General features: G+C 46.5%; 16 protein-coding genes. 14 read left to right on the top strand and 2 right to left on the bottom strand.

Annotated features, from left to right (window positions below; genetic code table 11):
- Window positions 1–352 precede the first annotated feature (352 nt).
- From MRBLPE1_RS23665 to MRBLPE1_RS23610, 12 genes are all read left to right on the top strand, one after another.
- Window positions 353–2,098, top strand: a complete 1,746-nt coding sequence (locus MRBLPE1_RS23665) for a sensor histidine kinase (protein WP_364149963.1) — start codon at window positions 353–355, stop codon at window positions 2,096–2,098.
- Window positions 2,095–3,678 (top strand): response regulator transcription factor, encoded by a 1,584-nt coding sequence (locus tag MRBLPE1_RS23660; protein ID WP_364149960.1) that lies wholly within the window; start codon window positions 2,095–2,097, stop codon window positions 3,676–3,678. Before MRBLPE1_RS23665 ends, MRBLPE1_RS23660 begins: the two co-directional genes overlap by 4 nt.
- Before the next feature lie 178 nt (window positions 3,679–3,856).
- Window positions 3,857–4,813 (top strand): ABC transporter permease, encoded by a 957-nt coding sequence (locus tag MRBLPE1_RS23655; protein WP_364149957.1) that lies wholly within the window; start codon window positions 3,857–3,859, stop codon window positions 4,811–4,813.
- 17 nt (window positions 4,814–4,830) lie between these two features.
- A complete protein-coding gene (locus MRBLPE1_RS23650) occupies window positions 4,831–5,718 on the top strand; it encodes a carbohydrate ABC transporter permease (protein ID WP_364149954.1) in 888 nt (295 codons plus the stop codon).
- A gap of 187 nt (window positions 5,719–5,905) precedes the next feature.
- Entirely contained in the window at window positions 5,906–7,408 is a 1,503-nt protein-coding gene (locus MRBLPE1_RS23645) for an ABC transporter substrate-binding protein (RefSeq protein WP_364149953.1), read from the top strand.
- Window positions 7,409–7,685: 277 nt separating this feature from the next.
- Window positions 7,686–9,227 carry a DUF5597 domain-containing protein gene (locus MRBLPE1_RS23640; protein ID WP_364149951.1) on the top strand — a complete coding sequence of 514 codons (1,542 nt, stop codon included), beginning with the start codon at window positions 7,686–7,688 and terminating at the stop codon, window positions 9,225–9,227.
- A 209-nt stretch (window positions 9,228–9,436) separates the two neighbouring features.
- The gene (locus MRBLPE1_RS23635; RefSeq protein ID WP_364149949.1) at window positions 9,437–9,658 is read left to right on the top strand and encodes a hypothetical protein; all 222 of its coding nucleotides are present in this window, start codon (window positions 9,437–9,439) and stop codon (window positions 9,656–9,658) included.
- Between the two features lie 430 nt (window positions 9,659–10,088).
- Window positions 10,089–11,411 (top strand): ABC transporter substrate-binding protein, encoded by a 1,323-nt coding sequence (locus tag MRBLPE1_RS23630; protein ID WP_364149947.1) that lies wholly within the window; start codon window positions 10,089–10,091, stop codon window positions 11,409–11,411.
- A gap of 91 nt (window positions 11,412–11,502) precedes the next feature.
- Window positions 11,503–12,351: a carbohydrate ABC transporter permease gene (locus tag MRBLPE1_RS23625; RefSeq protein WP_364149945.1), complete on the top strand. Its 849-nt coding sequence runs from the start codon at window positions 11,503–11,505 to the stop codon at window positions 12,349–12,351.
- Window positions 12,348–13,193, top strand: a complete 846-nt coding sequence (locus MRBLPE1_RS23620) for a carbohydrate ABC transporter permease (protein ID WP_364149943.1) — start codon at window positions 12,348–12,350, stop codon at window positions 13,191–13,193. Before MRBLPE1_RS23625 ends, MRBLPE1_RS23620 begins: the two co-directional genes overlap by 4 nt.
- Window positions 13,194–13,373: 180 nt before the next feature.
- Window positions 13,374–15,134: a cache domain-containing sensor histidine kinase gene (locus MRBLPE1_RS23615; protein WP_364149941.1), complete on the top strand. Its 1,761-nt coding sequence runs from the start codon at window positions 13,374–13,376 to the stop codon at window positions 15,132–15,134.
- A 3-nt stretch (window positions 15,135–15,137) separates the two neighbouring features.
- The gene (locus tag MRBLPE1_RS23610; RefSeq protein ID WP_364149939.1) at window positions 15,138–16,616 is read left to right on the top strand and encodes a response regulator transcription factor; all 1,479 of its coding nucleotides are present in this window, start codon (window positions 15,138–15,140) and stop codon (window positions 16,614–16,616) included.
- A 112-nt stretch (window positions 16,617–16,728) separates the two neighbouring features.
- Here MRBLPE1_RS23610 and MRBLPE1_RS23605 read toward each other — a convergent pair whose 3' ends face one another.
- Both MRBLPE1_RS23605 and MRBLPE1_RS23600 read right to left on the bottom strand, forming a co-directional pair.
- Complete coding sequence (locus MRBLPE1_RS23605) at window positions 16,729–17,118, bottom strand: hypothetical protein (RefSeq protein WP_364149937.1); 390 nt, start codon at window positions 17,116–17,118, stop codon at window positions 16,729–16,731.
- Window positions 17,119–17,334: 216 nt separating this feature from the next.
- Window positions 17,335–17,634 (bottom strand): hypothetical protein, encoded by a 300-nt coding sequence (locus tag MRBLPE1_RS23600; protein ID WP_364149935.1) that lies wholly within the window; start codon window positions 17,632–17,634, stop codon window positions 17,335–17,337.
- A gap of 297 nt (window positions 17,635–17,931) precedes the next feature.
- Here MRBLPE1_RS23600 and MRBLPE1_RS23595 point away from each other — a divergent pair, with 297 nt between their 5' ends.
- Both MRBLPE1_RS23595 and MRBLPE1_RS23590 read left to right on the top strand, forming a co-directional pair.
- Window positions 17,932–18,831 carry a phosphodiester glycosidase family protein gene (locus MRBLPE1_RS23595; RefSeq protein ID WP_364149933.1) on the top strand — a complete coding sequence of 300 codons (900 nt, stop codon included), beginning with the start codon at window positions 17,932–17,934 and terminating at the stop codon, window positions 18,829–18,831.
- Window positions 18,832–18,868: 37 nt separating this feature from the next.
- A complete protein-coding gene (locus MRBLPE1_RS23590) occupies window positions 18,869–19,879 on the top strand; it encodes a bifunctional glycosyltransferase family 2/GtrA family protein (protein WP_364149932.1) in 1,011 nt (336 codons plus the stop codon).
- Window positions 19,880–19,941: the final 62 nt, after the last annotated feature.

Raw genomic sequence — 19,941 nt, 5'->3', positions numbered from 1 at the left:
ATCCATTCGTCTACGAGAATCAGTCTATGCAACGGCCTCATCTTGACTTTTTCCCATCCCAACTCTGACAAATTCTTATGAAACACCGTATTCCCCTCCTTTCTTACCAACCAAAGTTGATTAAGGTGTACACGATTAAGCCGAAAGAAATAATTAAAGATATAGTAGTCATCCATTTCATCCAGATAGGCATATCTTATGTCTCGTTGGTCAAGTTAGCGAGTAAAAGCACGTCTTTAATAAAGTCGTCCAGAAGCAAATGATAAGTAGAGTTTGGAGTAGTGATTTAAGGATAATATAATATAGAATGATTAATAAAATGGACATAAATGCTTTCTGGGAGGTCCTTACCGTGAATGCTCTGTTGCCACATATATCGAGGAATTCCTTACGCTTCAAGTTGACAGCTTTGGTCATGGCTATTATTTTGCCCATACTTGCCTTGTTGCTATACAACACCTTTTATGCCATTGACGTCGTTAGGGACCAGGTTGCACAATCGAATAAAAATTTGATATCCCTCTATATGGGACAGATCGATGACCGCCTTGATGATGTTGATAATTATTTAATCAGTCTTGCGGCTACCAATCTGGATTTGCAGAACATGTCGGACAATCGTTCTCCGAAAGAGGAACTGTTAAGTCAAATCCGGCTGTCCAGAAAATTGTCCGATGATGTGCTGGTCTATAAAACGATTGACTCTTTGTTTATATATATGGGAAAGGATGATTTGCTGGAAGGCATTAACCTAAGCGCTTCTTATAATCAGAGAGAAGCGGTGCGTAATTATTTAAAGAATTACCTTAATTCAACTGATCAGCTTTCCAAAGATTGGAGTGTGCAAAAACTTGGTGATGAATATTATTTGTTACGTATACTAGCTACTGAACATTCCTATGTAGGTGCATGGGTAGATATCAATCAGTTGCTGATGCCTTTAAAGCTAATAAATCTCGGTGAGAAAGGCGTTTCTTTGATGGTGACGGATAAAGGTATACCGACGATTCATGCGGAGCTTGTAAATGAGAATCGAGTCAATTTGAATCGAGGCTTCGAAAGTTATTATATGTCCGGTGATAAAAATCGTTTTCTGGTCGTAGGCGAGCGCTCAATGAAGGGGAATTTCAGCTTGTTAGCGCTCATTCCAGATGAACAAATATTAGAAAACTTGCCTTATTTGCAGCAAATTGCCACTTTAATCTCTCTGGGATCGATCTTACTGCTGCCAGTTTTCCTCATTATGCTGCGCAAAACGGTCCTGCGTCCGCTCAACCGAATCATCTCAGCAATGAAGTTGATTGGAGAAGGGAACTTGAACATTCGCATACAACCTTACCGTACAAGTGACGAGTATCTGGTTGTAAACAATTCGTTTAATAATATGATGACTCAGATCGAGGAACTGCGTATTAGCGTTTATGAAGAACAGATCAATAAGCAAAAAGCAGAGCTGCAGCATCTGCAGTTACAAATCAATCCTCATTTTTTTATGAATTCACTAAATATCATTTATACGCTTGCCCGTTCGGGTAAGACGAAGGTGATCGAGGAGATAACACTCTGCTTGGTTCAATATTTCAGATATATGTTCAGAAGCAATCTATCGGTCGTGCCGCTCCAGGATGAGCTGAAGCATGTACGGAATTATTTACGAATTCAGGAACTACGGTCGCCAACTGGACTTATTCCGTCCATTGAAGTTCATGACAACGTTGCGGATGTTTTTGTCCCGCCTCTTCTTATCCAGTCGTTTGTGGAAAATACGATTAAGCATGCCGTAACATTGGATACACCCGTATATTTGTTCATTGACATTCGGATGGATCATAGCGGGGGAGCATCGAGAGTGCATATTGAAATTAGAGATACGGGAGAAGGCTTTTCTCAGGAAATGCTTCAACGGCTTAGAGGAAACGAACCGATTCGAGACGATCAGGGCGAGCATATTGGCATTCGTAATATTCAACAGAGGCTTTATCTTCTATATGAGGGACAAGCAGATATCATATTTTATAATGGAAATCCTTCCGGAGCCATCATTGAAATTCATTTGCCGCTCGAACAAAACAACTTGAAGAAGGTGGATAATGGATGAATCTGCTAATCGTAGATGACGAGAGTATTGTAATTGACAGTCTTATATCCGATATTAATTGGTCTAAGCTGGGTATTACGGGTGTGTACACAGCATTCAACATTCGACAAGCGAAGGAGATCTTCGAAGGTACGGCCGTTGATATTATGCTATGTGATATCGAAATGCCGCAAGGAAGCGGATTGGATCTGCTTGATTGGGTGAGGGAACATTCGGAGACAACGGAATCAATTATTATGACTTGCCATGCTGACTTTCATTTCGCCAAACGGGCGATGAAGCTCGGCAGCTTGGATTATATATTGAAGCCCCTTCCATATGAGGAGCTTGAGATAGTGGTAGCGAAGGCAGTAGATAAAATTATTAAAGATAAAGAAACCGTCAACCTGGGCGAGAAGTGGTTCCGTCATCAATCCATATTGATGGAGCGATTTTGGATTGATGTATTGAATCGTTCTATTTCTTTGCAAGCTTCTCATATCGAAAAAATTGCGACGGAACGCAGTATACCGTTTTGTGCTTTAGATAAATTCGTGCCTGTGCTTATTCATATTCAGAGATGGCACAAGCCCATCAATCAACGCGATGAACGCATATTGGAATATGCGTTAAAGAACACGGCTGAAGAGATGATGAAGAGCGAGTCTTCCGTAATCCAAGTTATTCCTTTTACAAGAGGATCTCTGCTCGCAATAATATCTTTTGATGAAGCTAACTATAAGGAACAAGAGCTAAACCGTCTTTGCGAGCAATATATCACAGCTTGCCGCAGTTACTTCTTCTGTGATCTCACCTGTTATATTGGAGGGCAGGTTTATGTGAACCAGCTTCCTGAGCTAGTTGATGAGCTGATCGTTACCCAGAGGAATAACGTGGCACATAATAATAAAGTTATGAGACTTGGTAGCGAGCCGCTACGCATTAGCTCGGCGATCCGAAAACCGGACCAGCAGATGTGGACGGTGCTGCTGCGTGAAGGCTCACAGCAAAAAATCGTGATGGAAGCGGAGCGTTACTTGGTGAATCTTGCACATGCTTTCGAGCTTGACGCGAGCGCCTTGTATCTTTTTCAGCAATTTATTACACAGACTCAGTACTATATGATGAGACAGGAAGGTGCCCCTTTTCAATCTTTTTTCGGAGATGTCAAACTGGTGGAACTGTCCGAGAATGCAACGCGATCGATTCCTGATTTCCTCGCATGGATTTCCGGCTTCACGGAAACGATATCAGCATTAAAGAAAGAAAAGGACCCGAATCTTAGTGTGATAGAGCATATCATGGCATTTATCACGCAGCATCTGGACATGCCATTAACCAGGGAAGAGATCGCCCAGCAGGTGTATTTAAATCCGGATTATCTTGATCGCTTATGCAAGAGAGAGAAAGGAATGTCCGTAACGGAATTGCTTGTGTTGGAGCGTCTAAAACTTGCGGAATCGTTGCTGCTGAAAACGGAGATGCCAGTCAGCAGGGTAGCTGTAAGCGTCGGTTATTCGAATCTGTCGCACTTTTCGAGGAGATTTAAGAAGCATACCGGGATGAATCCGTTAGAATATAGGCTTAAGTCTCTCACGTAGTCCTATATGTAAACAAAAAGCCGACCGTACCTTCCGGTCGTTTTTTTTTATTTAAATCGAATACTTATTGGTCGAAATCAGGCAAATGAAAGGTCGAGCACGGAGCAGTTAGCTTGTTCCATTCGCATTACTATAGAGAATATACAACAAGTGAGTTGAGGAAAGGGAGGATTGTTCGATGACACAGGTCATGAGGGCACAAGAGAAGCAGATCAGCGTGAAGAAAAAAAACATGAAACTAAAGAAATATATGCCGCTAATCTTGATGACGCTGCCGGGTATTTTGTATTTGATCATCAACAACTATTTACCAATGTTCGGAATCGTAATCGCCTTCAAGGATGTTAATTTTTCGAAGGGCATATTGGGCAGTGAATGGGTCGGCTTTAAAAATTTTGAGTATTTGTTTAAGACAAGCGATGCCTTCATCATTACGAGAAATACGATCTTGTACAACACCGCATTTATCATTATTAATTTAATTGTAGCTCTAGGCATCGCTATTCTGCTCAATGAAATTCGAAATCGATTTCTGTCGAGGTTTTATCAGAGCATTATTTTGCTGCCGCATCTTATTTCCATGGTCATTGTCAGCTATCTTGCATTCGCTTTATTAAGCGCTGAAACTGGATTTATGAACAAAACGATTCTTCCAATGCTCGGTCTAAACGAAATTTCTTGGTACACTGAATCGCAATATTGGCCATTTATTTTAACCGTTATCCATGTTTGGAAAAGTGCAGGATTTCTGTGCGTTGTTTACTTGGCTGCAATAATCGGCATCGATCAGGAGTATTTTGAAGCAGCTACGCTCGACGGGGCTTCCAAATGGAAGCAAATCTTGATGATAACGATCCCTCTAATAATGCCGGTTATTACGATGATGACGCTGCTGGCGATCGGGCGCATTTTCTATTCTGACTTCGGCTTGTTCTATCAGGTTCCGCTCAACGCCGGTGCATTGAACAGCACAACAAACGTTATTGACACCTATGTCTACCGCGGCTTGATGCAGCTTGGTGATATTGGGATGTCGTCTGCTGCAGGCGTTTACCAATCGATTGTCGGTTTTGTATTAGTTCTAATTTCCAATTATGTCGTTCACAAAATCAACAGTGATAACGCTTTGTTCTAGAGAGGAGCTTAACATTTATGAATGCAGAAAATCGGACGATCCAATCGGTTGGCCATATTACGATGATCATCATTTCGGGTGCATGTCTTATTCCGTTCCTGCTGCTGGTCGTATCCTCATTGACGAGCGAGCAATCTATCCTTAGCAATGGGTATTCGTTTTTTCCGCAGGAGTGGAGCTTTACCGCTTATGAATATTTAGGGAAAGCATCTGAAGAAATTTTTAGGGCATACGGAATAACGATATTTATTACGCTGACAGGCACGGCGACTAGTTTAGCGATTACATCCCTGCTTGCCTATCCGATGTCCAGGGGAGACTTCCCGATAAAGAATCCGCTAGCCTTCTTCGTTTTCTTCACACTACTATTCAATGGAGGTCTAGTTCCGACATACCTAATCTACACGCAATATTTTGATATGAAAAACACGATTTGGGCGCTGATTATTCCAGGGCTGCTAATGAATGGATTTAATGTACTGCTCATGCGGACGTTTTTCATGACCTCCATTCCGCTGCCGGTTATCGAGTCTGCCAATATCGATGGAGCTGGAGAGTTCAGGACTTTTTTTTCTATTGTCATTCCGCTCTCGATGCCAATAATGGCCACCATCGGATTATTCCAGACCATCGCCTATTGGAACGACTGGTTTAATGGGCTTGTTTATTTGACAGATCCGCAGCTGTTCAGCATTCAAAACATTTTGAACCGAATACTGACGGACATACAGTTTTTATCGAGTGGGATGGCGGACTCGAGAGCTAGCGGTTCAGCACAGCAGCTGCCAAGCACGTCAGTACGTATGGCAATTGCCGTAGTGGGTGCTATTCCAATATTGATTGCTTATCCTTTTTTCCAGAAGTACTTCATTAAAGGAATTACGATCGGAGCGGTAAAAGGATAATTGCTTTTTGATCCGAGGGAACGAGGACAAAGTCGATATGGTGCAAATGAGAGGTCGAGCTCAGAGCAGAGTGCTTGAAAGCATGATTATATAATGGCTACACAAGCCAGCGAGGTTCAACGAAATCGGAATGCAACCGCTAACAAATCGCTGGTTATACCATACACAATGAAATGGGGGATTCACGATGGTTCAGAAAATGAAGTGGTTGTCCGCATTAATGGTTCTTTGCATGATAGTGCTGTCCGCATGTTCTTCAAATGGAGACAGCAATGGTGAAACGGCAAGCAATTCTGGAAGCGGAGGAGAGAAGCCTTACGAGCTAAATATTGTATTTCCTATTTTTGGCGGTGTGCCGACCGATCTGCAAGCTGTTCAAGATCAAATCAGCAAATTGGCTTTGGAGAAGATTAACACTACTGTCAAGCTGACTCCGATTAATTTCGGCGCTTGGGATCAGCAGACGAATCTGATGCTGACAAGTGGCGAGAAGATTGATCTTATGATGCTGTCCGGCAATACGTATCCACTAAAGGTGGCCAAGGGCCAATTGACGGCGCTGGATAAATTGATTGAAGAGCATGGCCAAGGGATCAAGAAAGTATTCGATCCTGCTTATTTATCTGCCAGTAAAATAGACGGAGGCACTTACGGAGTCCCTTCGAACCGCGATCTCGCAACGACTTATTCGTTTACGATGAGGAAGGACATGGTCGATAAATATAAAATAGATATTACGTCCATTAAATCGTTAGATGATGTGGAAGCGGTTTTGAAGACGATTAAAGAAAGCGAACCAACCATGGCACCTCTTATACCAGCCGCAGTTGGAAGAACGATCGCAGACAGCTATATTACTTATGATAACTTGGGAGATTCGTTCGGTGTATTACCAAATTTCGATAATGGTTTGAAGGTCGTCAATTTGTACGAAATGCCCGAATACGCAGAGCTATTGAACAAAATTCATAGCTGGTACAAAGCAGGATACATCCTAAAGGATGCAGCGACGAATAAAGACAGTCAGTTCGATCTATTGAAATCGAATCGTGGCTTCGGCTACTTGGCAAATACAAAGCCTGGGTTTGATGAACAGGAATCAAAGAACGGCGTTGCCGTTGTATCCGTTCCGCTTACACAGCCTGTTGCTACAACAACTTCTATTACTGGCATTATGTGGGGAATTCCAGGCAGCAGCAATAATGCTGCTAAAGCGATGCAATTTTTAAATCTTATGTATACGGATAAAGAAATCGTAAATCTATTCGATTGGGGAATCGAAGGCAAGCATTTCGAGAAAGTATCGGATAACGTTATCAAATTTCCACAAGGCGTCGACGGGACGAACAGCGGATACAATTTGTTCATGGGCTGGTTGTTTGGTAACCAATTTCTTTCTTACACCTTTGAAGGCGAAAACCCTGACATTTGGAGTCAAATGGACGAATTCAATTTTTCGGCGTTAAAATCCAAAGCTTTAGGATTTATATTTGATGTTAACCCGGTAAAAACGGAGTTTGCAGCTGTGACAGCTGTCAGTCAGGAATTCCGTCTCGCACTTGAAACTGGCATGTTGGATCCGAGTAAATCGCTTCCTGAATTTATTTCGAAGCTGAAATCAGCAGGAATCGAAAAAATTATAGCTGAAAAGCAAAAACAGCTGGATGAATGGGCGAAATCGAGTAAATAAAAAAGATGAGCCCCGGACTACTGGACGGGGCTCTCGTTCAAAGGAGAATACTTGATGCTCGGAATTTGGCATACCATTGTGCCGGCTACGCTAGGCAAGCTAAACGAGCGCAAGGAAGTCAACTTCCTTATTTCGGAGGAGGATTTGAAGTATTACACGGCGGATTTGATCTAAAGCAGAACCAGGTACTTTTAAGCTGCATATCGGAACAAGTTCCACAGAGGTCAAATCCGCAAGTTTCGAACTAGTATGACAATAATAGCGAGGTGTAGATTAAATGAAGCAATTACCCTATCTCAAAAATGAGGATGGATTAACAACTTTGTACGTGGACGGAGCACCCTATATCGCTTTAAGCGGTGAGATTCATAACTCCAGTTCGTCCAGTCTCGAATATATGAAGACGAAAGTTTGGCCGAATTTACGAGGCTTGCATTTGAATACCGTGATCGCGCCCGTTTTTTGGGAACTAATGGAGCCCGTTCAAGGTCAGTATGACTTTGCTCTGGTTGACGGTATTATCGAGCAGGCAAGAGAAGAAGGCGTAAGACTTGTCCTGCTATGGTTCGGGTTGTGGAAAAATGGTCGATCTACTTATGCACCTTCCTGGGTAAAAAAAGATTATCAATCCTATTTCAGAGCGCGTTATCCGGGCGGAGCGGCATCGGATACGATTTCACCGCTGTGCGGCGCAGCCGTTGAAGCGGACGCCACCGCGTTTCATTCTCTGATGAAGCATTTGAAGGAAATAGACGGGGAGGAGCAAACCGTCATTATGATGCAGATCGAGAACGAAATTGGTTTTCTGGGCGCGGAAAGAGATTACTCGGATAAGGCTAACAAGCAATTTGAAGAGGTTATTCCTTCGGGCCTTGCTGCCCTATATAGTAATAACGGTAACTGGAGAGAGGTATTTGGTGAAGCAGCCGCTGAAAATTTCATGGCCTATCACTATGCTTCCGCTATAGAAAAAATAGCTAAATCCGGTTCGGAAGCGTATCCGCTGCCAATGTTTGTTAACGCATGGCTGGAGCAATACCCTTGGAAGGCTGGCACTTATCCGAGCGGCGGTCCAATTGCGAAGGTTATGAAAATATGGAAGCACGCTGCTCCGACCATCTGTCTGTATGCGCCAGATATTTATTTACCTAATTTTGCTGAGGTTTGCGAAGAATATACGGCAGACGGCAATCCTCTCTTCATTCCGGAAGCAAGAAGAGATATGGTGTCGGCAACGAACGTATTTTACGCAATCGGAAAGCATAATGCACTATGCTTTGCCCCGTTCGGTATTGAGGATTTTCTTGCTACAGCGACAAATGAAGACGGGCCGGATTTCGGAATCATGATAGCACTTAATATCGATATGTCGGCCTTCATCCTAAACGGTACCGGACCATATCTAGCCGAAAGCTATAGATTGCTCGGCAATATGATGGGTATTATTAACCGGTATCGGGGTACTGGGAAAATGACCGGTTTCCTGCAGCACCATAATAGTGGATGCTTGCTGACTTTCTCGAAATATGATGTGAAGCTTACCTATAAACGGCAGGAGGACGGCAAGCCAGTTTCAGGAGGGCTGGTTATCGAGGTTAACGAGGATGAGTTTCTATTCGCGGGAATCGGGTTCTCGGTGGAATTTCTTCCGAAATCGGGAGAAACGGATAAGATCGGCTATATTCAAATCGAGGAAGGCGAGTTTATGAATGATCAATGGATTAGAGGTAGAGTATTGAACGGTGATGAAGCTGCTTATATGGTTTCGGTAGGTCGAAAACCAGCTGCTCTTAAAGTGGAGATGTATAAATATAATTAATCTATCAGCAAGGCCGCTTCTTCAAAACCTGTTTTCGGAGAAGGGGATTATTAAAAAAGCGATACGAAGGGATAAGGACGATGGCGGAAAAGAACCGAGATTTGAAAGCGATGATTGCACAAAGATGGTTTTATTAGTATCAAGATTCTAATATAGAAATACGAAAGTGCCCAAATTTGCTGCATTGCAAGGTTGGGCACTTTTTTAGTTTGTTGCTTTTTTGGGACGGTATGACGATCCGGTTGGATGCCGGGTTCATTCTCTCTTTCAAGTTTAAAGAAGCCGAAAACTGGGGGAAAATCACGACCGAGCTCAGCGGGCAAACCTTATCCATCTATTTGAATGGCCATTTGATTGCTTCACCTAATATTTTCCACACAATTCAAGGGGCTTTGCAAGTATTACGGGTGGTTTTACAGAAGAAGAAATAAGGGAAATCGCACATCAATTTGAGCTTGCCGTCGCCTCTGCAGGGCCAGACGGATAATTATCATAAAGAGAAAGCGGCAGCTGCGGACAAAAATTATGTCCAAGCTGCCGCTTTTATTTGTTTTTTATATCATCTCCTGAGGAGCAGATCGAAATGCCATCGATCTATCTTTTCATCTTAGAGATTTCGATCAAGACAAGCCTCTTAAATCAAACTTTATGGTAGATTAAGTGCCGCCATCTCTGTAAAATGTGTGTATCCCCAGCCACTCTGCCACCCTTCGTCATGCTATTTAAATATTTAAGTTGAAATCTGTCCACCCTATTTTAAATTATTAGAATTTATAAAGCGCTTTCAATTGGATATGATTGAACTGTTCCAATCGCCGGCCGAGTGGCCGGTAATGATAAAGCTCACCCAGGAGGGGTCCTATGAAAAAATGGTTGGTTACTGCTTTGGCGCTTATGCTCGCATTCGGTATTTTGTCCGCATGCGGTTCCGCCAACAATGAGGAAAAGACAAACGAAAGCAACGGCAGCAAGAACGCAGCAGAAGACGCAGCGAAGGATGTCACACTGAACGTCATGCATTTCATGATTGAGAAACCGAAGGTTGAAGCATTCGAAAAAATGACAGAAGCCTTTTCGGCGAAGCACCCAAACATCAAGTTCAATATTGAGATCGTTGCATCCGACAAGTACAACGACGCGCTCAAAATGAAAATCGCCGGCGGCGACGTGCCGGATATTATGTTCGGCCGCCCTAATACCATGATCGATTTTCTAGAATCAGGCGTATTTATGGACATTACCGATGAGAGCTTCGCGCAAAAGATCAACAAAACGTACATTCCGAATGTTTCCTACAAAGAGCGCGTCTACGGATTGCCGCTTGATCTCATGACAAACGGCGTCATCTATAACAAAGATTTGTTCGAGCAAGCCGGCGTTGCGGTTCCGATGACATGGACCGAATTCGTCGCCGCCTGCGAGCAGTTGAAGGCCAAGGGCATTACGCCGTTTGCCGGCGCTTTCCAGCAAGGCGTATCCTACATCAGCTACCTTTACCCGGATATTTTCGGCAGCACATTAAAACGCAATCCCAGCTTCCCTGCCCAGTTAATTTCGGGCGAGAAGAAATGGACGGATCTGCAGGACATTCGCGGACTGCTCGACCGCGTATCGACGATGATGCCTTATCTAAATGAAGATTACAGAGATATCGACTATGAGAAATCACTGCAATATTTTGCAACGGGCAAAGCCGCAATGACCGTAATCGGCAGCTTCGCCATCGGTACGATCCGCCAGTACAATCCAGAGGGTAATTTCGGCGTCTTCACCTTCCCGGCCTACGATAATGCGGAAGACAATGTCATGACCCACGGCACGGACAATACTTTCCTGCCTGCCGCGAACAGCAAGAATAAAGAGGAAATGCTTCAGTTCTTCGAGTTCATGGCATCGGAAGAAGGCGGACAAATTTGGGCCGACGGCGTTCAAACGATCAGCGCGCTTAATCCGGATCTGAAGCCGGCGACGCAGGATTCCATGGCCGCGGACTTCCAGAAGCTGTACCAGACTGGCAAAATCATTAACAACGGCGCAGAGCCTACCTTCTATGCACAGTGGGATGAAATTACATGGCGCCTGCTCGGACAATACATGATGCAGAAAAACCCTGCCGACCGCAAGCCTGACGAGGTACTAAATAATTTGGATAAGGAATTCGAGAAAGCTCGGAAAATGGGTTAGCTCAGTTACCCAATAAGCTTGATCACATGCGGCTTTTCTTCCCCTTCCCAGGGAGGAAAGGCCGCTCCATCTTAGAACTGGAGTTGAGTTTATGAAACGAATCTATCGCGACGAGTTGGTGAAGTTTACCTTCGTCCTTCCTGCGTTGCTGCTCTTCTGTCTCGCCATTCTAATTCCGTTCGCGAAAGGCGCCAATATTGCTTTTACGAACTGGAACGGAATTTCGCCGACCTATGAGTATGTCGGACTGCGCAATCTCAAGCTGCTCTTTTCTGATACGGATCTGCTGCAGATCATGGGCAACACGCTGCAGTATACGGTGTTCTACACGCTGTTCTGCAACGTCTTCGGCCTGCTGCTCGCCGTTATGCTTGTATCCAAATTCAAGGGTGAAAATTTTATTAAGAGCGCGCTGTTTATGCCGGTTATTATGAGCCTTGTGCTCACGGCTTATATTTTCAGCTATGTCTACGGTACGGTGTTTCCAAGCGTCCTTCATATTTCCGGACTGATGGGCAACGAAAAGACGGCCATGTGGGGCGTCATTCTAATGGCCTCTTGGAAAGAGGTCGGGCTTGCCATGGTCATTTATTATGCGGGCCTTCAAACCATTCCGAAGGATGTTTACGAATCTTCGACGATTGACGGCGCCTCGCCGGCACGGCAATTCTTCTCCGTGACGCTGCCGCTGCTTGCCCCGGCCTTCACGTACTGTATCCCGCTGTGGATCGGCAACGGGCTGAGAATGTTCGATTATGTGTTCGCGGTGGGCGGGCCGGGCAGATCCACCCAGACCATTGCCCAATACGTATATCAGTATGTATTTCCGTTCAATAAAGCCGGATACGGCCAGATGGCAGGTCTTGTCATGTTTATTTTCGTCATGGGCGCGACCGTCATCCTTACGTCGATTTTGCGCAAACGGGAGGTAGAATATTGAATACGAGAATTTCAAAAAGAGAAAAAGCGCTGCATGCCTGCAAAATTATTTTTCTTGTTTTAGCTGCTTTAATCGGGCTCTTTCCCTTTTATTTGGTCGTTATGTATGCCATTAAATCGCCGATCGACGCTGCCAACACGAATCCGCTGCTGCCGCCGCATACGATTGCATGGTCAAATTTCACCGAGGCGATTGAAGCCTCGAATTTTTTCAACGCAAGCAAAAACAGTCTAATCGTCTCCATATCCTGCGTCGTGCTGACCATTCTCGTCTGCTCGATGGCCGCTTATGCCATCGCACGAAGCACCAGCAGGCTTTATCGCATTTTATTTTACATGTTCGTCGCTTCCATTATGATGCCCTTTCAAGCTATCATGTTCCCTCTGTACAAAACTTGGCTGGATCTTGGATTGCTCAACACGCTGCCTGGACTGGTGCTGGCGCTGCTCGGCGTCGGTATCGGCTACAATATATTTCTGTATACCGGTTTCATCAAGACGGTGCCTCGGGAGCTGGAAGAAGCGGCGATGATCGACGGTGCCTCGAAATACCGGATATTTTTCGGAATCGTCTTCCCTCTTCTCAAGCCCGTGACGATGACCGTGCTTGTGCTCGGAACGCTCGGTGCTTGGAATGACTTTGTCGTATCGATGGTCATCGTGCAGAAGGAGGCGGTCACTACGCTGCCGCTCACGCAGGTTAGGTTCTTCGGCGAGTATACGACTCAGCTTCATTTGGCGTTTGCCGGCGTCCTGCTCGCAATGATACCGGTCATTATTCTATATTTCTTCACGCAAAAATATATCGTCGGCGGCGTAACGGCCGGCGCCGTGAAGGGCTGATCGCAGCCCTTCGGCTGCTGGACACAACTTGAGGCGAACCAGCCGCCTATTGCCTTCTATCCCCTTTGCGAACGAACGGGAGCGGCGCGCTCCAGAATGCTCACGGCGCGGCGGTTATGCTACAATGATAACAGCGGAAATCGCCAAAGCCGCATCCCATAGAGAGATACAGGTGATGAAATGAATCGTCTTTTCACGCGGGGAATGAGCTTTCGGACCAAGCTGATTGCGGCCTTCCTTGTTGCCAGCATACTCCCGCTGCTCATTTTGCAAGCGTTTACGAACTACCAAACCGGCAAAGCCATGCAAAACAAAATAGATGAGCTCGTGCAGATCAATTTAATGCAAACAGCCAAAAGCCTAGACTCCACCCTGTCCTCGTACAGGGATTTGGTGTTTCAGTTATTTACGGACGCGGACGTCTTCTTGCTCGTTAACCGGATCATTCACGACGATCCCGACAAAGCGATGCTGCTCTATGATTTGCAGGATAAATTAATCCATTACGCGTACACGAAGCAAGGTATCCGCAGCATTTCGGTGCTTATGCCGACCGGGCAGGTCATCTCCTTCGACAAGGAATCGGAAGCCCTTAACGGCTTGTGGCCGACAGGAGAAGAGGCTCTTCAGCTGGAGCTGTATAAGCAAGCAATGACCAGAGAAAATGAGAGCGTCATAACAAGCCCGGAAGCCGTTCAATCCATTCATAACAATGAGTCCTACGTCTTTCATATCGCCCGCAAAATCACGAATTTGCAGCCAGGCAACACAAACGGCGTCGGCGTCCTTGTCATTACGCTGTATGAATCGGTGCTAAACCATGCGACTTCGCTTACGCCGCCAAACATTCGCAGCTACAACGTGCTCGTGGACGGCAGCGGAGCCGTCGTGTCGGCGCTCGACAAATCGATGATCGGCAAGACGGTTGAGCAAATTCCCATGAAGGCGCCGATCCTCAACAGCTATAAAGAGAAGGTCAACGGCTGGTCCATTGTCAATTTGACCGAGCAGATAGATTTGTTCGAGGAAATGTACAAGATGCAGCGGCTCGGCTGGATTGCAGGCCTGCTTGCGATTCTCCTCTCCAGCGTGATGATTTACTACTTTTCCGACAGATTGACCGATTCCATTCGCAAGGTCGTCAAGGCGATGCAATCCGCCCAGCGCGGCCGCCTTAACGTACAGGTCGAAGAGCTAAGCAAAGATGAAATTTCTATTATTGCAACGAATTTCAATAAAATGATGGCTAACGTCAACCGGCTGATGGGCGAGACGACCCAAGCAAACCGAAAGCAGAAGGAAGCGGAGATCCGTGCGCTGGAAGCGCAAATCAACCCTCATTTTCTATATAACACGCTGGATTCGATTAATTGGATGGCCATTGAGAAAGACGAGCATGATATCAGCCGCATGCTGAAGAGCCTCGCCCAAATTTTGCGCTACAGCATCAATGCCAGCACCGCGACGGTCACCGTGCGTGACGAGCTGGAATGGCTGCGCCAATATGTATTTCTGCAGAAGCACCGGTTCGACGATGCGTTCGAATGCGAAATCGAATGCGAGCCGGAGCTGCTGGATGTCGGCATGCACAAGCTGCTGCTCCAGCCTTTTATCGAAAACTCGATCGTTCATGCCTTCTCGGGCATCACGTCGGGGGGCAAGCTCGGCATTTCCTTATATCGTGAAAATAAAGATTTCTTTATCATCCGCATCGAAGACAACGGCAAAGGAATGTCCGCCGATAACAACCTGCTTCTGGTCAATGGTGAATATCATGCTTCCTCTGAAAGTATTTCCGGTAGCGGACTCGGCATTCGAAATACGTTCGACCGCCTCCGTATCTATTACGGCGGCAGAGCATCATGGGGCATACAAAGCGAGCTTGGCCGCGGGACCGTTGTCACGCTGCAGCTTCCGCTGGAGCTGAATAAGGAGGATTAAAGCATGAGAATCATCGTTGTCGAAGACGAAAGAAAGACGCGGGCAGGCATTATCCGGCTCATTGGGAAGCTAAGCAGCGATTACGAGGTGGTCGGCGAAGCAGAGGACGGCCGTGAAGGGTTGGCTCTCATCCTTCGGCTCCAGCCGGATATCGTTATTCTTGATGTTCAAATGCCGGTCATGAACGGCCTCGAGATGCTCGAGGAGCTCAAACGAAGCCGGAATGGGGCAAAGCTGGTCATCCTCTCCGGCCATTCCGAATTCGAATATGCGCGGCAAGCCGTCCGGCTCGGTGCCAGCGAGTATTTAATGAAGCCCATCACCGCCGATGATCTGAAGCAGACCCTGCGGCAGCTCCATCAGACTATCGTTATGGAGAAGCTGTTCGGAGCGGAACGGACCGACATCCGGGACAGCTCCCGCGTCAAGCTTATGCCTGAGCGTCCCCTATGGGCGGCTGCCATCCATCCCGGCGCAGCCGATGAGCATAGCCTGCAGCAAACCTGGCAGCTTTTGCACGATGCCATCAAAAGTACTTCTCCTGAAGCCGCGTTGCTATTGGAACGTGCAGCGGACGGCTCAAGCATATTACTCGGCCAGACTGAAGCTTGGGATGGAAAAAGCCGACCGGCATTTGCCGATCGGCTGATGGAGGATACCGACGCCGTCCTTCGCGCCGGCGGCTTAAACGACATCGTATGGATATGGCGAACGGTAGAGCGGCTGTCAATGCTGCCCGAGGGCCTCGGCGATCTCTTTGAACTCCCGTTCTGGGCAATCGTTATCGGCAACCGCATCCCTCTAGAGGATATTGCTTCCGCCGAGCGGGAATGCATGCCGCTGCAATACCCCATCTCGCTTGAAATTAAGGCGAAAAAAGCAATCAGCGGAGCAGATAAAGGCATGATTGCCGAAACGGCCCGCCAGTTCCTGGACGAATGCTTCCGCGAGAGACATCGCCCGCAGGACATTCTTGAGGCTTGTTACCGCTTCGCCTCCTCGGTGCTTCATGTCCGCGGACAGCTCGAGCAATGCGGATCCGATTATCAAGGCGATAAAGAACTGCTGCTTGCCGTAAGCAAAGCGCGGACGCGGCAGGGGCTGCAGCAGGCCCTGCTCGCGGTAGCCGCCAAAGCATCGTCCGATGGCCCGGCGGCGGAAATGTACGGCTTGCTCGTAAACAAAGCGCTGCACATGGTGCGTGAGCGTTATTCCCAAGGGATTTCGCTTGAGGAAGCAGCGGCAGCCCTCAATATTACGCCGGAATATTTAAGCACCCTAGTCAACCGGGAGACCGGCAAAACCTTTACGGCGCACTTAAAGGAAACAAGAGTCGCCCGGGCCAAGGAGCTGCTGCTCTCCGGCGAGCTCAAAGCCTTCGAGATTAGCGCGCGGGTCGGCTATGCGGATTCGAAATATTTTTGCCGCGTCTTCAAAGAGCATACCGGCATGACGCCGGTGGAATACCAGAAAAAACACTGAGCATCCTGTACAAGTTAGTATATCGGTGGCGGTCCGAAGACCGCCATCCTGCTGACGTCCGTTTATTCAACGGCCTCTCTTTTCCCTGCGCTGTGCCTTCAAACGATTGGTTTTATTTTTTTGCCAGCCTCATAACGAGGAAAACTCCTTCAACTATCAAGCCTAAAATAAAACCTGCCGCCACCGCTTCTAGAAAGATAACGAAGCTGGCTAAGTCCTCCCAGCCTGTCACATCCTGCGAATAAATAGCCATTAACAGAAAACCTATGACCGTCCCGAGGTTTGAAAGCAGCCATAGCTTTTTCGCCCCTAACCAGCCCATAAAACTAAATAAAAAGGATAATACGATAGCAAGCACCATAAAACGGAAAGCCTGCATGCCAGTGAACGGCTGACCAAGTACAAGAAAACGAATAATCCATAACAAAACGCTGAATAACAACGAGGACGCTCCGGCCAAAAGCCACCAATTGGCACTTCTTTCTGCAGGAATTAAGCGCATCTCAGATAACCCCTCTCTCTCCTAGAAACCTTCTTGTTTATATAAACGCATAAAGCGCTTACTTTGTTTCGTTGTCGGCTTAAGTCAGGCATAATCCCGTTCTTATTCTATTCGCTTTGGCTTGTTATGATTAATGAAAACCAACTATTCGACCGCATCAAAAGAGAGCACCCCTTAAGGTGCTCTCTTTTTTTTTGAAGCTGGGACAAGTGCAGACTACTCCACGCCGTCATTAAAATTTTTATCGTAATGTTTATCGCCTTTGTGTTCAAGATCATTAAGCGTCTTTTCTAACGTAGCTACGATTTCTTCCTTTGCCTGCGTCAACGTGTCATAGAACACAGCCTCTTCCGCGCCTACGATTTTGACGCCGCTAATTGCCTGCATGGACTGGAATCTCCTGTGATGATCAGCAAGATCGTCAATGGCCTGAAGCGTATGCTTCGTTTGAAGAAACAAGTCTTTGTGATGCTGGTCGGCCAGCCTGTCCTCTAGTTGCTGCATTCTTGCATTCATCGGCACTATCCTTTCATATACGCATACTTACGAGGCATTGTCATGCCTATTTTTCCAATAAATTGCGCAATTATTCCCCCTATTTAAAGCAGCTCGCGCAAAGGTCCGCCTCCGCTCTCCTCTTCCTAGCTTCAAGGCTTTCAGTAAACGTTCAGTCCTGCTTCATATCTTCTTAACGTTACGATAAGACAATAGCAATATTCGAATGAGGCTTAGCACGAGCCCCACACTTCATTATTCCCTTTTTAGGAGCTGATCAACATTATAAATCTGACGAAAAAGAAAAAAATCTGGCTGATGCTTACCCTGCTGCTTCTCCTCTTCGGCGGCGTGCTGTACTCGCTTGCCGACCGTTATCTCATCGAGCATGTTGAAGTAAAGATTACTGCCGAGGAAACACCCGTCGCTGCAGCAAATAACTCCGCAAGCGATACCGAACAAGTGGAGCAGGATGATTGGAATTACAGCAGCGAGGATACGACGATTCAAATTAGTAAAGTGGAAACGGGCTCTGGAAGCGATAAAATCACTTATTACGTCGCGGATGTTCAGCTGGAACAAGCGAATCTGCTGCAATCCGCTTTTGCTAAAAATGCATTCGGACGAAATATAACCGAAAACACGTCGACCATCGCGGCAGCAAACAATGCCATTTTTGCTATCAATGGTGATTATTATGGCTTTCGCGACGATGGCGTCATTATCCGAAACGGCACGTTATACCGGGATGAGCCTACTCGCGACGCCTTAGCGCTGCTCTCTGACGGCACCATGAAATCGTATAACGAAGAGCAGCTTTCCTCCTCGGACCTGCTCGCGGAAGGCGTAACGCAGACGTATTCCTTTGGTCCCATTCTCGTGAAGGATGGAACCGTCGTCAACGATTTCGACAAGGTCGTCATCGACACGAATTTCGGGAATCGCTCCATTCAGGGCTCTAATCCCCGCACAGGCATTGGGATGATTGCTCCTAATCACTACGTTTTCATCGTCGTTGACGGACGCAAGGAAAATTACAGCAAAGGGATGACCTTATCCGAATTTGCCCAGGTATTTAAAGATCTAGGCGCAACCGAAGCTTACAATCTCGATGGCGGCGGCTCCTCCACCATGTACTTCATGGGCAGAGTCGTCAACAACCCGCAAGGCAAACAGCAGGAGCGCGGTGTCAGCGACATCCTTTACATTGCGGAATAACAAGTATTTTTAACCTTTACAAAGGAGGCTAACCGCCATGAATATATTAATTCCCTCCTACGAACCGGACGAGCGGCTCCTTTTTCTCATCCAGCAGTTAAGGGAGATCGGCTCATTTCCCATCATCGTTGTCGATGACGGAAGCGGAGAAGCCTACAGCCAGCTGTTTATTTCCGCTAGAGAATTGGGCTGCACGGTCATCACGCATAACGAAAATAAAGGAAAAGGACATGCCTTGAAATCCGGTTTCCACTATTTTATGCAAAAGGGCGTAACCGACGGCATCGTATGCGCAGACAGCGACGGACAGCATCTCCCGCAGGATATTATGAGAATTGCCAGCAGCATAGAGGAGCATAATCATCCTATCGTACTCGGCTGCAGACGCTTTACGGGCAAGGTGCCGTTCCGGAGCCGCTTCGGCAATACAGCCACGAGGCTGGTCTATACTTTTGCGACCGGCAAGCGCATTTATGATACGCAGACCGGGCTGCGCGGCTATTCCGCCGATATGCTGGACTGGCTGTGCCGAATTCCGGGCGAGCGTTTCGAATATGAGATGAACCTGCTGCTCGAAGCGCCGGCGGCAGGCTACTCCTTTCATGAGGTGCCCATTGATACCGTCTATCTTGATCATAATAAATCATCTCATTTTAGGCCGATCATCGATTCCGCCAGAATCTATGCCCCATTTCTTAAGTTCAGCATCTCCTCTTTGTCATCTGCGTTGATTGATATTTTGCTGCTTGCGCTGATTCATTTCTTCAGTTCAAGCCTCCTGCTCGCTGTACTCGGTGCAAGGCTGACGAGCTCCATCTTTAACTACACGATGAACAAGAGGTTCGTATTTGACAGAGATAAGCCCTCCGCCATCCGCACCTCCATGCCAAAATATTTCGCGCTCGTCATCCTCATTTTATTATTGAATTATGGCCTTATGCATGTATTCAATGAGCGCATCGGCGTGCCTTTGCTGGTAGCCAAGCTGCTTACGGAGGCTGTGTTATTTTTATTCAGTTACTGGGCGCAGCGTAAATTCGTTTACTGATCCGAGTCGGCGTTTTCAAGCCTAAGAAGCTTCGCCGTCCTTTGGCGGTTTAAGCTCATTTT

It is taken from the genome of Paenibacillus sp. LPE1-1-1.1 (assembly GCF_040676435.1).
Taxonomy (GTDB): domain Bacteria; phylum Bacillota; class Bacilli; order Paenibacillales; family Paenibacillaceae; genus Pristimantibacillus.
This window is presented reverse-complemented; position numbering and strand designations above follow the sequence as displayed.

What these genes read in the sequence shown, in the direction of transcription:
- MRBLPE1_RS23660 (WP_364149960.1), top strand. Translation starts at nt 2,095, where the DNA reads ATGAATCTGCTAATCGTAGATGACGAGAGTATTGTAATTGACAGTCTT.
- MRBLPE1_RS23655 (WP_364149957.1), top strand. Translation starts at nt 3,857, where the DNA reads ATGACACAGGTCATGAGGGCACAAGAGAAGCAGATCAGCGTGAAGAAA.
- MRBLPE1_RS23650 (WP_364149954.1), top strand. Translation starts at nt 4,831, where the DNA reads ATGAATGCAGAAAATCGGACGATCCAATCGGTTGGCCATATTACGATG.
- MRBLPE1_RS23645 (WP_364149953.1), top strand. Translation starts at nt 5,906, where the DNA reads ATGGTTCAGAAAATGAAGTGGTTGTCCGCATTAATGGTTCTTTGCATG.
- MRBLPE1_RS23640 (WP_364149951.1), top strand. Translation starts at nt 7,686, where the DNA reads ATGAAGCAATTACCCTATCTCAAAAATGAGGATGGATTAACAACTTTG.
- MRBLPE1_RS23630 (WP_364149947.1), top strand. Translation starts at nt 10,089, where the DNA reads ATGAAAAAATGGTTGGTTACTGCTTTGGCGCTTATGCTCGCATTCGGT.
- MRBLPE1_RS23625 (WP_364149945.1), top strand. Translation starts at nt 11,503, where the DNA reads ATGAAACGAATCTATCGCGACGAGTTGGTGAAGTTTACCTTCGTCCTT.
- MRBLPE1_RS23615 (WP_364149941.1), top strand. Translation starts at nt 13,374, where the DNA reads ATGAATCGTCTTTTCACGCGGGGAATGAGCTTTCGGACCAAGCTGATT.
- MRBLPE1_RS23610 (WP_364149939.1), top strand. Translation starts at nt 15,138, where the DNA reads ATGAGAATCATCGTTGTCGAAGACGAAAGAAAGACGCGGGCAGGCATT.
- MRBLPE1_RS23605 (WP_364149937.1), bottom strand. Translation starts at nt 17,118, where the DNA reads ATGCGCTTAATTCCTGCAGAAAGAAGTGCCAATTGGTGGCTTTTGGCC.
- MRBLPE1_RS23600 (WP_364149935.1), bottom strand. Translation starts at nt 17,634, where the DNA reads ATGAATGCAAGAATGCAGCAACTAGAGGACAGGCTGGCCGACCAGCAT.
- MRBLPE1_RS23595 (WP_364149933.1), top strand. Translation starts at nt 17,932, where the DNA reads ATGCTTACCCTGCTGCTTCTCCTCTTCGGCGGCGTGCTGTACTCGCTT.
- MRBLPE1_RS23590 (WP_364149932.1), top strand. Translation starts at nt 18,869, where the DNA reads ATGAATATATTAATTCCCTCCTACGAACCGGACGAGCGGCTCCTTTTT.